Here is a 12633-nt window from a genome sequence, read left to right as displayed (position 1 = left end):
CTCTTTTGATCGATGATCAGGAAGGTCGCTCAGGCGACCCGTTGTCCGGATAAAGAGACGTCAATGCCGTGGAAAGCAGTTCCTCGGCATAGATGTCCGCCTTTTCCTGCCCCGCTCGGCTCAGGCCGACCTCGCGCGATCGTTGTCGCACGGTATCCTGGATCAGTGCCGCGATACCACGCGCCTGATCAGAGTTGCCGTTGTCGGAGGTGTCCAGCGTCAACGCCAATGCGGTCATGGCGACGATCTCCAGCACGACGATACGTGCTTCGAGATCCGGATTTGCCACACCGTCAGGGTCCGCCCCGTCCTTTGCTCGTGTTTCTATCACCGCCCCAGCTCCATTTGGCCCCACCTCTATTAGGTATGCCAAATAAATCAGGTAGGGGAGGCTTTGGAACTTTAAAGCGTGTCAGCTTTTATTTTTCATTCGCAATGAGAGACTGGGATAACAAACTCGAAACGGCATCCACCATTGCTTTGCCGGAAACTTCCATTTCGCCGCTATTATCGATGGTGACGACCTTGTAGTCACCGAGCACGCCAAGCGAGCTGCGCTTCAGCCGCCGCAAAATATCTTCCCTGCTTTCACGGCCGCGCGCTTCAAGTCGCATGGCCAACACTTCCGGACGTGCTGTCACATTGATGACGACGAGGTTTGGATACGCGTCCCTGAACAGCCCCAGTGCCGAGCGGGAGCCATTGGCGATCACGATCGCGCCCTGAGCCACGTTGTGTATCGTCTCGACAGGTATGCCGTAGTGAAGACCATGTGCCTCCCAGGAGACAGCAAAACGCCCATCGGCTGCGAGCTTTTCGAACTCTGCCTCGCAGACGCCATCATGATCCTCGCCGCCGGCCGCTGCGTCGCGCGTGATTACGCGGCGGGCAAATACGACGTCAGAACGGTCCGCGAAGGCGCGGGCGGCATAGGCCATCAATGTGTCCTTGCCGGCGCCGCTCGGTCCGACAACCGCGATCATGCAGCCTTCACCGGCATTCCTGCGAGGTTCGGATGAGCTGTCCATCACGCCACCCGACGCCCCTGCCGCCACACCGCGCGTGATACGGGCACACCTGCCTCGCGGTGAACCCTCACGAGGTCTGCGCGAAGCCCCGTGGCGATCCGGCCGCGATCGGCAAGGCCGGCCGTGCGAGCAGGTGTAGACGTCACCATGGCGATCGCCTTCGGCAAGGAAATCCCCTCGACTTCATCTGCCAGGATGAACGGCGCGTACAGCAGGCTGAGAGGAACGTAATCCGAGGAGAGAACATCAAGCACGTCCCCGGCAGCCAGATCGCGGGCAGCGATATTGCCGGAATGAGATTTGCCGCGCACGACATTCGGCGCGCCCATCAGCACGCTCATGCCGGCTTTGTGGGAGGCGGCTGCAGCTTCGAAACTGGTTGGGAACTCGGCAAGCTTGACGCCATTTTCGATCGCCTCGTCCACATGGGCAAGCGTTGCGTCATCATGGCTTGCAACGGTGATGCCGCGCTCGGCGCAGTGCTTGGCAATCGCAATGCGGTGCGGCGTCGAGTTGCGCTCGGATTCGGCTACGCGCTTGTCGACGAAGATCTTGAAGGCCTCGTCGGTAAGGCCGCGCTTCTTCTGATAATAGAAGATGTACTGGTCCATGGTCTGGAACTGTCGCTGGCCCGGCGCATGGTCCATCAAGGAGACGAGCCGCACGTGGCTGTCGTTTTCGAAATCGGCGAAGTGCTGCAGCACGTTGTCGGCCGAAACCTCGCAGCGCAGGTGGATCAGATGCTCCGAGCGCAGCCGTCCATCGCGCTCTGCAGCCTGGATCGCGTCGGCCATTTCGCGCATCTCGCCATGCTCGAAGCCGCCGTCCTCATCGGACCCCATGCGCAGGCAGTCGAACACGGTGGTAATGCCGGAAGACGCGATCTGTGCGTCATGCGCCTGAATGGCGGCAGTGGCATTCCAGCGCACGCCGGGGCGCGGCGAATAGTGCTGTTCCAGGTGGTCGGTGTGAAGCTCCACGAGACCGGGGATCAGGTAATCGCCTTCAAAATCCTCTCCGGCATGGACATTGCCCTCGGAAATGTCGGTGATCTGGCCATTGCGGATCTGGACGGAGCCGGAGATCACGCTGTCCTCCAGTACGATACGGGCATTGGTGAATACGGTCTCGGTCATGGGGCGGTCTTTCTGATGGCAAGGGCCGGCTTCAGGGGCAGCCAGCGAAGGGCGGTAAAGGGCGCGCCGCGCTCGGGCTCGACGAAGATCGACAGCCCGTCGATAGAGAGCGGCTTGTTGGTGAATTCGGCAAAACGGGTCTCAAGCGCAGTCTGCATGGCTGGCGCCTGTTCGGGCGGAACCTGGCCGGAAAGTGTCATGTGGAAACGGAACTCGTCCATCACATGCGGATAGCCCCAGCGCATCAGGTTGTCGCGATGGGCGGGCGATAAAGTCTCTGGTTTACGCCGGGCAATATCGGCCTCTGACAGCGGTGCGCGAAACGGCTCGAAATGCTCGACGACGCCAGCGGCAAAATCCTGCAGCTCGGGATAGACCTGGTCAGGGACCAGCGCAAAGAAGCGGCCGAGCTGACCGATGACGAGATTGGGAATGTCGAAGGCAGACGTTGCCGCCGCAAAGCCATCGAAGGTCTCGATCAGCTCCGCCTCGCTCTTTCCCTCCGCCAGTTCGAACGGCGCTTTCAGCGTCGCGTGGAATGCATAGCGGCGTGGATCGGCCGTCAGCGCGTGAACCTCGTCACATGGAAGACCAGTCACGTCCGGCGTCGGAAACGTCTCGTTCGTGAAGGCATCACGGCCGAGCCAACGGGAGGCGGTCTTCGTCAGCGGGTGGTCCGCAGCGGGAGAGAAATAAAGGGCGTAACGCAAGGTATCGGTCCGGAATCAGGGAAGGGGGACGACGGAAGACTAGCGGTCCGTCGCATCCGAAGACAGGCCCTGCGCCTAAAAGATTTCCATGACAGAATGATGATGCGGTGCGGTTTCACGACGTCTTCGGCCCGATTTAATGGCTCGGGCCGCCGATCAGTCGTGAGCGGATCGCATTCGACATCGCGTCGAACAGGAAGACGACCATCAGGATGAGCAGCACCATATAGGCGACCTTGTCCCAATCTGCATTCGTGCCCATCGCTTCCAGCAGCTTGAGGCCGATACCGCCGGCGCCGACAGCACCGATAACGGTGGCTGAGCGGGTATTCGATTCCCAGAAATACAGCGACTGGGAGATGAATACCGGCAGGACTTGTGGCACGACGCCAAAGCGGTTGACGATGACCGGATTTGCACCGACCGACTTGACGCCCTCGCGCTGCTTGTCATCGACATTTTCCAGCGCTTCCGCATAGACCTTGCCGAGCGCGCCGGTGTCGGTGAAGAAGATCGCCGCGATACCGGGGATCGGTCCGGGGCCGAAGGAGCGGGTGAAGAACAGGGCCCATATCAGCATGTCGATCGAGCGGAGGAAGTCGAAAGAGCGCTTCATCAGCCAGTTGGCAGCACGGTTCGGCGTGATGTTGCGGGCCGCGATGAAGGCGAAGGGGAAGGCGAGCAGCGTGCCGAACAGCGTACCGACAAAGGCCATGACCAGCGTCTGCGCCAGCTTGGAGAAGATGTCGGCATGCTGCCAGACGGTGTTTTCCAGGAAATCGCCCCACATATGGGAAATGTTGGCGCGGGCGGGATCGAGGCGATCGCCGACGGTAGCGAGGCTGATCAGTTCGCCCCAACCCTTGCCCCAGAATTCCGAGCGCGTATCGAACAGGAAGTTGGCCCAGCCGAGGAAGCGGCGCTGCACATAGACCTGGCTGGTGCGGATTTCGGCCTGTCCTGCAAAGCCGTAATGGACGATGACCTTGTTACCGTCCTGGACGATGGCGGACGGCGCGCCGGCCGGGGCCGTTGCCGCATCCTCGGTGATCGTCACCGGATAGGCGGTGCCGTTCACATAGACATCGACCTGCGTCGGGGTGACGTCGAGGCGGTTGGCGTCGCTGCCATAGGTGACCTTATAGCCGCGGTTCTGGGTTGGCTGCAGCCAGAAGATATCGGCGCCTTCGGCATACTGGCCGCGGTTCGACCACTGGACGCGAACGCTGCCGTCGTCCTCGTAGCGCAGGCGCGGCTGGGCGCGCCAGGAATACCAGTCCTGAATGTAGATCGAAGCCCGGTCCCACTGGCCCTGCATGAAGGCGGGGCCGACATTGAAGGCGAAGAAGCAGATCGCCAGGTAGAGGAACACGGTGCCCGAGCCGATCAGCAGGCCGTAGCGCTGCAGGAAGGAGCGATGGAAGACTTCCGGATAGGCTACACGCAGGCGCTCGCGGTCTGCTGCATTGATGCTGGGAACGGAAGTAGTCATCAGGCTTCTCCCCTGCCGAATTCGAAGGACTGGTTGCCGATCAGGCGACGGCGAAGCCAGGCGGAAAACTGGTCGATGGCGACGATGCTGATCAGGAGAAGGATGATGATCGCATAGGTCTTGGCGGCATGGTCGCGGCCGATCGCCAGGCGGAAGACCTCGCCGATACCGCCGCCGCCGACGGCACCGATGATGGTCGAGGCACGTACGTTGATTTCGGCGCGCAGCAACATGTAGGAGACGAAATTCGGCAAGACCTGGGGAACGATGGCGAAGCGTACCCGCTCGACCCAGGAGGCACCGGCGGCGCGCAGGCCCTCGTCCGGCTTCATGTCGGAATTTTCCACCACTTCGAAGAACAGCTTTCCAAGCGCGCCGATCGTGTGGACCGTGATCGCGATGATGGCGGCGATCGGGCCGATCGAGAGGATCGCGGTCAGGAGGCCAGCAATGACGATTTCCGGAAAGGCGCGCATCACTTCCATGATCCGGCGTACGACGAAACGGGTGGCGCCGGCGCCGACCAGATTGGTCGAGGCGAAGAAGCAGAGCACGAAGGCGATCGCCGCACCGATGATGGTCGAGACCAGCGCGATATTGATGGTGATGACGAGCTGATAGAGGAAATGCGGGATGTAGAGCGTCTCGGTAATATAAACGCGGTCGGACGTGTAATTGTATTTCAGCGAGCCGTCCGCATAGGGCGACGGCAGGTCGAACATCGCCCGGAAAATTTCCATCGGGCTGTCCGGCACGAAATTCTTGATGAAATCGAAGAGATAGGGAAGGCGCTCGAAGAATTTTCCGGAATTCGCATCATTGGCGAAATTCAGCGAAGCGCCGAGCACGAACAGGAAGACGACGATCGCGATCGCGGTATAGACCCGGCGCGTACGCAGCTGCTGCCGGTAGTGCTGCATCACCATGGATGCCGCAGGGCCAAGCCCGCCACCCGGTACACGATTGTTCTGTTCGCTGATGGTCGCCATGATCCGCGCTCTCGGTTGTAGAAACGGCGGCGCCTTTCGACGCCGCCGTCAGAGACATGTGAGGAAAATCAGCCGCCGATGACGGACTTACGAGCGTCGACGATGGTCTGGTAGAACGACTTGTCGACCTTGATGTATTCCTTGTTGTCGCCGCCCGTGTAGGACTTGAAGCAGGCCATGTCGGTCTTCGGCAGTTCGAGGAAGTAGTTTTCAACCTTCTCGCGGATGTCTGCCGGCAGGGCATTGTTGACCATCAGCGGGCCGTTCGGGATCAGCGGGGACTTCCAGACTTCGACGATGTCGTCGCTGTCGAGGTTACCCTTGTTGATCATCTGGTGCAGGTTGCCGCTGGAATAGCCGTCTTCCCACTTGCCTACGCCCGAACCGAAAGTCGTGCCGACGTCGAACTTCTTGTCGAGAACGGCGAGAACCAGGTTCTCGTGACCGCCGCCGAAGCCGGTTTCGGAGAAGTATTCCTTGACCGGTGCGCCGAGTTCCTTCGGCAGGGCAACGTTCGGAACGAGGTAGCCGGAAGTGGAGTCAGGGTCGGCGAAGCCGATCTTCTTGCCCTTGGCGTCTGCGAGCGTCTTGATGCCCGAGTCTTTGCGGGCAACCATGATGGAATAGTAGCCGGAAGAACCGTCAGCCTGGGTGTAGGTCAGGATCGGGTCGACAGCCCCTTCCTTCTGCAGTTCGATGGCGGCGTAGGAGGAAGCGCCCATCGAAGCGATGTCGATCGTGCCGCCGAGCAGGCCCTGGATGACGCCGTTATAATCCGGCGACGGGAAGATCTGTACGTCGGCAACGCCGGTCGCAGCCTTGAGGCCAGGAACAACGCACTGCGTGTTGCGGATCATGTCGGCTTCGTTTTCCGAGCCGTCGAGACCGATGCGCAGGACCTTGACGTCCTGGGCCATTGCGGAGCCTGCAACGACGCTCATGGCGACGGCAGCAAGAAGAGTTTTCTTCAGCATGGTGATCTCCTGTTTCCGGATCATCCGGAGTTGGGTCATGAATGAATGGTGTGCCCTTGACGCGGGCTGTCGATCTGGGTGCGGGTATCAGGCGCTGGCGCTTGCCAGCGTGCTGATGCCGCCCGATTGCGTGCCCGCGGCCACCTGGGCGGCGGGTATGTTGATGCTGGTCGAGGTCATCGTCTCGTCGATACCCGCGCCATCCCGGTCGGAACCGTAGATTTCCTGCACGGCGGCGGCCGTCAGTTCGGCCGGCGTGCCGTCGAAGACGACATTTCCATGGGCCATGCCGATGATGCGCTCGCAATAGCTGCGGGCGGTATCGAGCGTGTGGAGGTTGGTGACAACCGTGATGCCTTCGCGTTCATTGATGTCGCGCAGCGCGTCCATCACGATCTTGGCGTTGAGCGGATCGAGCGAGGCGATCGGCTCGTCGGCGAGCAGCATCTTCGGTGCCTGCATCAGGGCGCGGGCAATCGCCACGCGCTGCTGCTGGCCGCCGGACAACGTGCCGGCACGCTGCAGCGCCGTCTGTTCAATGCCGAGGCGCTCGAGTGCGGCAATCGCTGCAAGGCGTTCGTCGTCGGAAAAGATATTGAGCAGGCTAAGGACCGTCGAACGATGGTTTAGGCGGCCGAGCATGACATTGGTGAGAACGTCGAGGCGCGGCACGAGGTTAAACTGCTGAAAGATCATCGCACAGTCGCGCTGCCAGTTGCGCAGCGAAGCACCCTTGAGCGAGGAGACTTCGATATCGCCGAAATGCATGGAACCGGAACTCGGCTCCTGCAGGCGGTTGATCATGCGCAGCAGCGTCGACTTGCCGGCGCCGGAACGACCGATGACGCCGACCATCTGTCCCTGCGGAATTTCCACGTTGACCGAGTTGACCGCAACGCGGTCGCCAAAACGTCGCGTGATGTTCCGCAGTTCAAACGTCATGTTCTAAAAGCCCGTCATTACCCCTGGTAGCGATGGGATTAGACGTGGTTGATGAAGCCTGAATGTCTGTTTGATGTCTGTTTTGTTACAACCGTGACGCTCTTGTAACGCTTTCGTTACAAGCCATGGCGCGAAAGGAACTGCTCGGCCGAGAGCGAGCGGAAATCATCGAGCGCCGTGCGCAGCTTGGCGTGGTCCCAATCCCACCATGCAAGCCGGTCCATGCGCTCGCCGATCTCCTTGGTGAAGCGCTCGCGGATGAGCTTGGCCGGCACGCCGCCGACGATCGTATAGGGCGCGACATCCTTCGAAACGACGGCGCCGGCGCCGATCACCGCACCATTGCCGACATTGACGCCGGGAAGCAGTGTCGCGCCGTGGCCGATCCAGACGTCATGGCCGATGGTGATGCGGTGTTTCCGACGCCAGTCGAAAAACTCCTGCTCCATGTCGGCATCGTCCCAGTAATAGGCGGCGCGATAGGTGAAGTGATGCAGCGTGGCGCGCTGCATCGGGTGGTTGGTGGCGTTGATCCGCACCGAGGCGGCGATGTTGACGAACTTGCCGATCGTGGCGCACCAGATCGAGCCGTCGCGTTCGATATAGGAATAATCGCCGAACTCGACCTCATCCAGCCGGCAGCGTTCGGCCACTTCCGTGTAGCGCCCGAGTGTCGAGGCGGTGACGCTCGCGGTTTCGTGGATATTCGGCTCCGGGCTCAGTTTCTTGCTCATGCGGCAATCGCTTTCCTGGGCGAGAAGGCGCTGACGTCGAGAATGCGGTCGGCCACCGCCTCGCGCACTTCCTCGTCGTGGAATATGCCGAGCATGGCGACGCCCGCCTCCTTCTTCGCCGCGATCATCTCGACCACGACGCGCCGGTTGGTGGCGTCGAGCGAGGCGGTCGGCTCGTCGAGCAGCAGGATGCGGTGGCTGGTGATGAAGCCGCGGGCGATATTGACGCGCTGCTGCTCGCCGCCGGAGAAGGTGGCGGGCGGCAGCGACCAGAGTTCACGCGGCAGGTTGAGTTTTGCGAGCAGTTCCGCCGCATTCTCCTTCGCCACATTGGCCTCGATACCGCGGGCAACCAGCGGCTCGGCGACGACATCGATCGCAGCGACACGTGGCACGGTGCGCAGGAATTGGCTGACGTAGCCCATCGTCTGACGCCGCACGTCGATGATCGTGCGCGGGTCGGCGCTGGCGATATCGATGATATGGTCATTGTGGTCGACAAGGATCTGGCCGGCATCGACGGCATAATTGCCGTAGAGCATTTTCAGGATCGAGCTCTTGCCGATGCCCGAGGGTCCGCCGAGCACGACACATTCGCCCGAGGCGACGGAAAAATTCACGTCGTTGACGACCGGCAGCTTGATGCCGTCGCGCAGGTGCATCGTGAAGCTCTTGAAGACTTCCGAGACGACGAGGGGAGTGGCCATGGATGTTACCTCACACCTGGAGAATGGAAGAGACGAGAAGCTGGGTATAGGGCTCGCGCGGATCGTCGAGCACCCGGTCGGTCAGGCCGTGTTCGATCACATGCCCGTCTTTCATCACCATCATCCGGTGCGAGAGCAGCCGCGCGACGGCGAGGTCATGGGTAACGACGATCGCCGCAAGGCCCAAGTCGTTGACGAGACCGCGCACCAGATCGAGCAGGCGTGCCTGGACGGAGACGTCGAGGCCGCCGGTCGGCTCGTCCATGAAGACGAGACGCGGGCCGGTGACGAGATTGCGGGCGATCTGCAGGCGCTGGCGCATGCCGCCGGAAAAGGCGCGCGGCTGGTCGTCGATGCGATCTGCCGAGATTTCCACGCGTCCGAGCCAATCCGTCGCCGTCTGGCGGATCTTGCCGTAATGGCGGTCACCGACAGCCATCAACCGCTCGCCGACATTGGCGCCGGCCGAAACCGTCATGCGCAACCCGTCAGCCGGGTTCTGGTGAACAAAGCCCCAGTCGGTGCGCATCAGGAACCGGCGTTCCGCCTCGCTAATGTGATAGAGATCGCGAAAATTGCCGTCGCGCATCCGGTATTCGACGCTGCCGGTGGTGGGCAGAAGGCGCGTGGAGATGCAGTTCAGAAGCGTCGTCTTGCCCGAACCTGATTCACCGACGATGGCGAGCACTTCGCCGGGCCAGAGTTCGAAATTGACGTCCTTGCAGCCGATGCGGCTGCCATAGAATTTCGAGACGCCGCTGACTTTGAGAAGGGGAGTGTCGATCATTCCGCAGCCTCCTGGTTGGGTGCAAGCATCGCGCCGACATGGCCGTGTTCGCGGCGGTCCTCGCAGTGGTCGGTATCGGAGCAGACGAACATGCGCCCGCCGCGATCATCGAGCACCACCTCATCGAGATAGACGCCGTGGGCGCCGCAGAGCGCGCAGTCCTGCTCGAATGTCTGAATCTCGAACGGGTAGTCCTCGAAGTCGAGGCTGACGACCTCCGTATGCGGCGGCACCGCATAGATGCGCTTTTCACGGCCGGCGCCGAAAAGCTGCAGCGCATCCGACATGTGCATTTTCGGATTGTCGAATTTCGGCGTCGGCGACGGGTCCATCACATAGCGGCCGTCGACCTTGACCGGATAGGCATAGGTCTTGGAGATGCGGCCATTCTGGGCGATGTCCTCGTAGAGTTTTACATGCATGAGGCCGTATTCCTCCAGCGCATGCATCTTTCGCGTTTCGGTCTCGCGCGGCTCGAGGAAGCGCAGGGGCTCGGGGATCGGCACCTGGTAGACGAGAACCTGGTCCTCGGTGAGCTTCTGTTCGGGAATGCGGTGGCGGGTCTGGATGATCGTCGCATCCTTGGTATGGGTGGTGACGGCGACATCGGCGACCTTCTGGAAGAAGGCGCGGATCGAGACGGCATTGGTCGTGTCGTCTGCGCCCTGGTCGATGACCTTCAGCACATCTTGGCGGCCGATGATCGAGGCGGTGACCTGCACGCCGCCGGTGCCCCAGCCATAGGGCATCGGCATTTCACGCGAGGCAAACGGCACCTGATAGCCGGGAATGGCGATCGCTTTCAGGATCGCGCGGCGGATCATCCGCTTGGTCTGTTCGTCCAGATAGGCGAAATTGTAGGTGGCGAGATCGGCAGTCATTCGGCAGCGTCCTTCATCTCGTTTTCGCCGCGGTCGGCAGCTCGCGCCGCTTCGATATCGGCGCGCATCTTGCGCACCATCGCGAGTTCGGCCTGGAAGTCGACGTAATGCGGCAGTTTCAGGTGTTCGACGAAGCCGGTCGCCTGCACGTTGTCGGAATGGGAAATGACAAATTCCTCGTCCTGCGCCGGCGCGGTAATGTCCTCGCCGAGCTCGTCTGCACGAAGCGCCCGATCGACCAGCGACATGGACATCGCCTTGCGTTCGCTCTGGCCGAAGACGAGGCCGTAGCCGCGGGTAAACTGCGGCGGCGCCTTGGACGAGCCCTTGAACTGGTTGACCATCTGACATTCGGTGACGCGGATACGGCCGAGCGAGACGGCAAAGCCGAGTTCCGGCACCTCCATCTCCACCTCGACCTCGCCGATGCGGACTTCGCCGACAAAGGGGTGGTTGCGGCCGTAGCCGCGCTGGGTGGAATAGCCGAGCGCCAGCAGGAAGCCCTCGTCGCCGCGGGCCAATGCCTGCAGGCGAAGATCGCGGCCCATGGGGAATTCCATCGGCTCGCGGGTCAGGTCACCCGCCTCATGGTCCTGCGGCAGGTCGCCATCGGCCTCGATCAGGCCCTCATGGGCCAAAATGTCGGAGACGCGCATCACCTCTTCGCCAGAGGCAGGCTTGCGGGCGGGCTCATCGACCTCTTCATCAGTCAGCAGCGACGGGTCGAGAAGGCGATGGGTATAGTCGAAGGTCGGTCCGAGCAACTGGCCGCCGGGCAAATCCTTGTAGGTCGCGGACACGCGGCGTTCGACCTGCATGGCGGCCGTGTCGAGCGGCACGGAATTGCCGAAGCGCGGCAACGTCGTGCGGTAGGCGCGCAGGAGGAAAATTGCCTCGATCAGATCGCCGCGCGACTGGCGCACGGCCAGCGCTGCAAGCGAGCGATCGTAAAGCGAAGCTTCCGCCATCACCCGGTCGACGGCAAGGCCAAGCTGTTCGGCGACTTGGTCTATGGTGATGGAAGGCAGCGAACGGTCGCCCCGGCGCCGGTCGGCGAGAAGCCGGTGAGCGTTGCTGATGGCGGCCTCGCCACCTTTGACGGCAACATACATTGTATCGTCTCCTTGAGGCTTAAGCCACGATCTTCGTCGTGCGGGGCAGGCACAGAAAACTGCGTCCCGCCGTCAGGATGACATCGACCCCGCGCGGAAACAGCGGGCGGTTGTCGGCCCACAAGCGGAGGAACGCCTCGGGCAATCCGGCGATCTCGACGGTCTTCGATTGAAGGATGCCCGGCCCCGACAGCGTGAAGGACTGGCCCTCGCTAAGCCCCGCGACTTCGATGACCAGCGTCGTCGAACGGTCCGGGTATTCCTGTGTGCCGAGCGAAAACAGGCCGAAGGAAGAAGGCGTCACGCCCGGCTCCGCGAACGCAAAACGAGCCTCTGCCTTTTCGCGGGTTATCGTGGCACCAGAATGGAAGCCGATCCATTCGCCGACTGCCGATTTGGCAAAGCCGGCGCTGAGCCATACCGGCGTGTCATGGTCGCAAAGCGTCAGGGCGATTGCGCCGGCCGCTGCTCCGAGCGGATCGGGCTGTCCGGCGTCATGTTCGACAGTGTGGATCGAGCCCGGCCGCGCCATGCCGTCCATCAACTTGCGGAATACGCTCTGGGACTGGAAGACCGGATCGGAAAAGCCGCCGGTAAAGGCCTGTGTATCGGTAGACATCAGTCTTCTCCCCGAACCATGGTGAAGAAATCGACCCGGGTCGCAGCCGTCTCTTCGGCCTTCATCTTCTTTTCTGAGGCGAGGCGATATTCGACAGGTGCGAGAACGGCATTTTCGACATGGTCCCTCGTGGCATCTTCCTGCCACAGCGCATCGAAGATCGCGGCGAGCCTGGCTTTCTGCTTGTCGGTTCCAAGCGCCTGCGCATGGCCAATCGTGCCGGATGCGAGTGCGACGGTTGCGCGTGTCACTGTCGCTTCGCCCAGATTGAAGGGGCTGCCTCCACCGCCGATGCGACCGCGCACCATCACCAGGCCAGTCTCGGGGCCTCGCACAGGTTTCGCTTCAGGCTTGTCTTTCAATGCGTCCCATGCGGCGAAAAGTTCATCCGCCATCGCTCCGGCAAGAAGGGAAACACACCGCCTGCGGCCTGCCTGTCCCGTCAGCAGGGTCTGCTCTGCAACATCCATGGCCAATCTCCGTAATGTCTATTGATATAGACAACTATACAATGTAACTTAG

15 protein-coding genes are annotated in these 12633 nt (G+C 61.6%); all 15 read right to left on the bottom strand.

Going from position 1 to position 12633, the window contains the following annotated elements; all coding sequences use genetic code 11:
* Nucleotides 1-16 precede the first annotated feature (16 nt).
* The 15 genes from JNB91_RS10975 to phnG all read right to left on the bottom strand — a co-directional run bounded on the left by JNB91_RS10975 (nucleotide 17) and on the right by phnG (nucleotide 12581).
* A complete protein-coding gene (locus JNB91_RS10975) occupies nucleotides 17-331 on the bottom strand; it encodes a hypothetical protein (protein WP_220325545.1) in 315 nt (104 codons plus the stop codon).
* Between the two features lie 88 nt (nucleotides 332-419).
* Nucleotides 420-1028 (bottom strand): phosphonate metabolism protein/1,5-bisphosphokinase (PRPP-forming) PhnN, encoded by a 609-nt coding sequence (gene phnN, locus JNB91_RS10970; RefSeq protein ID WP_220325544.1) that lies wholly within the window; start codon nucleotides 1026-1028, stop codon nucleotides 420-422.
* Nucleotides 1028-2164: an alpha-D-ribose 1-methylphosphonate 5-triphosphate diphosphatase gene (locus JNB91_RS10965; RefSeq protein ID WP_220325543.1), complete on the bottom strand. Its 1137-nt coding sequence runs from the start codon at nucleotides 2162-2164 to the stop codon at nucleotides 1028-1030. The genes phnN and JNB91_RS10965 overlap by 1 nt, the downstream gene beginning before the upstream one ends.
* Nucleotides 2161-2874 (bottom strand): DUF1045 domain-containing protein, encoded by a 714-nt coding sequence (locus JNB91_RS10960; protein ID WP_220325542.1) that lies wholly within the window; start codon nucleotides 2872-2874, stop codon nucleotides 2161-2163. The genes JNB91_RS10965 and JNB91_RS10960 overlap by 4 nt, the downstream gene beginning before the upstream one ends.
* Nucleotides 2875-3010: 136 nt before the next feature.
* On the bottom strand, nucleotides 3011-4366 hold the full coding sequence (phnE, locus tag JNB91_RS10955) for a phosphonate ABC transporter, permease protein PhnE (RefSeq protein ID WP_220325541.1): 1356 nt from the start codon (nucleotides 4364-4366) through the stop codon (nucleotides 3011-3013).
* Nucleotides 4366-5292: a phosphonate ABC transporter, permease protein PhnE gene (phnE, locus tag JNB91_RS10950; RefSeq protein WP_430736268.1), complete on the bottom strand. Its 927-nt coding sequence runs from the start codon at nucleotides 5290-5292 to the stop codon at nucleotides 4366-4368. The genes phnE (JNB91_RS10955) and phnE (JNB91_RS10950) overlap by 1 nt, the downstream gene beginning before the upstream one ends.
* Nucleotides 5293-5423: 131 nt before the next feature.
* Entirely contained in the window at nucleotides 5424-6329 is a 906-nt protein-coding gene (gene phnD, locus JNB91_RS10945) for a phosphonate ABC transporter substrate-binding protein (RefSeq protein WP_220325540.1), read from the bottom strand.
* A gap of 87 nt (nucleotides 6330-6416) precedes the next feature.
* Nucleotides 6417-7271, bottom strand: a complete 855-nt coding sequence (gene phnC / locus JNB91_RS10940; protein ID WP_220325539.1) for a phosphonate ABC transporter ATP-binding protein — start codon at nucleotides 7269-7271, stop codon at nucleotides 6417-6419.
* Between the two features lie 116 nt (nucleotides 7272-7387).
* Complete coding sequence (locus tag JNB91_RS10935; RefSeq protein ID WP_220325538.1) at nucleotides 7388-8005, bottom strand: transferase hexapeptide repeat family protein; 618 nt, start codon at nucleotides 8003-8005, stop codon at nucleotides 7388-7390.
* Nucleotides 8002-8712, bottom strand: a complete 711-nt coding sequence (gene phnL, locus JNB91_RS10930) for a phosphonate C-P lyase system protein PhnL (RefSeq protein ID WP_220325537.1) — start codon at nucleotides 8710-8712, stop codon at nucleotides 8002-8004. Before phnL ends, JNB91_RS10935 begins: the two co-directional genes overlap by 4 nt.
* Before the next feature lie 10 nt (nucleotides 8713-8722).
* Complete coding sequence (phnK, locus tag JNB91_RS10925) at nucleotides 8723-9499, bottom strand: phosphonate C-P lyase system protein PhnK (RefSeq protein WP_220325536.1); 777 nt, start codon at nucleotides 9497-9499, stop codon at nucleotides 8723-8725.
* Nucleotides 9496-10380 carry an alpha-D-ribose 1-methylphosphonate 5-phosphate C-P-lyase PhnJ gene (locus tag JNB91_RS10920; RefSeq protein WP_220325535.1) on the bottom strand — a complete coding sequence of 295 codons (885 nt, stop codon included), beginning with the start codon at nucleotides 10378-10380 and terminating at the stop codon, nucleotides 9496-9498. The genes phnK and JNB91_RS10920 overlap by 4 nt, the downstream gene beginning before the upstream one ends.
* The gene (locus tag JNB91_RS10915) at nucleotides 10377-11492 is read right to left on the bottom strand and encodes a carbon-phosphorus lyase complex subunit (protein WP_220325534.1); all 1116 of its coding nucleotides are present in this window, start codon (nucleotides 11490-11492) and stop codon (nucleotides 10377-10379) included. Before JNB91_RS10915 ends, JNB91_RS10920 begins: the two co-directional genes overlap by 4 nt.
* A gap of 19 nt (nucleotides 11493-11511) precedes the next feature.
* The gene (phnH, locus tag JNB91_RS10910; RefSeq protein ID WP_220325533.1) at nucleotides 11512-12111 is read right to left on the bottom strand and encodes a phosphonate C-P lyase system protein PhnH; all 600 of its coding nucleotides are present in this window, start codon (nucleotides 12109-12111) and stop codon (nucleotides 11512-11514) included.
* Entirely contained in the window at nucleotides 12111-12581 is a 471-nt protein-coding gene (phnG, locus tag JNB91_RS10905; protein ID WP_220325532.1) for a phosphonate C-P lyase system protein PhnG, read from the bottom strand. The genes phnH and phnG overlap by 1 nt, the downstream gene beginning before the upstream one ends.
* Between the last annotated feature and the right edge of the window lie 52 nt (nucleotides 12582-12633).

The organism is Aliirhizobium wenxiniae, assembly GCF_019511445.1.
In the GTDB taxonomy this organism is placed as follows: domain Bacteria; phylum Pseudomonadota; class Alphaproteobacteria; order Rhizobiales; family Rhizobiaceae; genus Neorhizobium; species Neorhizobium wenxiniae_A.
Note: the sequence above shows the minus strand (reverse complement) of the source record. Positions and strands in the feature narration are given on the sequence as shown.

Bases quoted from the DNA above. Each gene is read 5' to 3' on its own strand.
- phnE (WP_430736268.1), bottom strand. From the start codon at position 5,292: ATGGTGATGCAGCACTACCGGCAGCAGCTGCGTACGCGCCGGGTCTAT.
- JNB91_RS10915 (WP_220325534.1), bottom strand. From the start codon at position 11,492: ATGTATGTTGCCGTCAAAGGTGGCGAGGCCGCCATCAGCAACGCTCAC.
- phnH (WP_220325533.1), bottom strand. From the start codon at position 12,111: ATGTCTACCGATACACAGGCCTTTACCGGCGGCTTTTCCGATCCGGTC.
- phnE (WP_220325541.1), bottom strand. From the start codon at position 4,366: ATGACTACTTCCGTTCCCAGCATCAATGCAGCAGACCGCGAGCGCCTG.
- JNB91_RS10920 (WP_220325535.1), bottom strand. From the start codon at position 10,380: ATGACTGCCGATCTCGCCACCTACAATTTCGCCTATCTGGACGAACAG.
- phnD (WP_220325540.1), bottom strand. From the start codon at position 6,329: ATGCTGAAGAAAACTCTTCTTGCTGCCGTCGCCATGAGCGTCGTTGCA.
- JNB91_RS10965 (WP_220325543.1), bottom strand. From the start codon at position 2,164: ATGACCGAGACCGTATTCACCAATGCCCGTATCGTACTGGAGGACAGC.
- JNB91_RS10935 (WP_220325538.1), bottom strand. From the start codon at position 8,005: ATGAGCAAGAAACTGAGCCCGGAGCCGAATATCCACGAAACCGCGAGC.
- phnC (WP_220325539.1), bottom strand. From the start codon at position 7,271: ATGACGTTTGAACTGCGGAACATCACGCGACGTTTTGGCGACCGCGTT.
- phnL (WP_220325537.1), bottom strand. From the start codon at position 8,712: ATGGCCACTCCCCTCGTCGTCTCGGAAGTCTTCAAGAGCTTCACGATG.
- phnN (WP_220325544.1), bottom strand. From the start codon at position 1,028: ATGGACAGCTCATCCGAACCTCGCAGGAATGCCGGTGAAGGCTGCATG.
- phnK (WP_220325536.1), bottom strand. From the start codon at position 9,499: ATGATCGACACTCCCCTTCTCAAAGTCAGCGGCGTCTCGAAATTCTAT.
- phnG (WP_220325532.1), bottom strand. From the start codon at position 12,581: ATGGATGTTGCAGAGCAGACCCTGCTGACGGGACAGGCAGGCCGCAGG.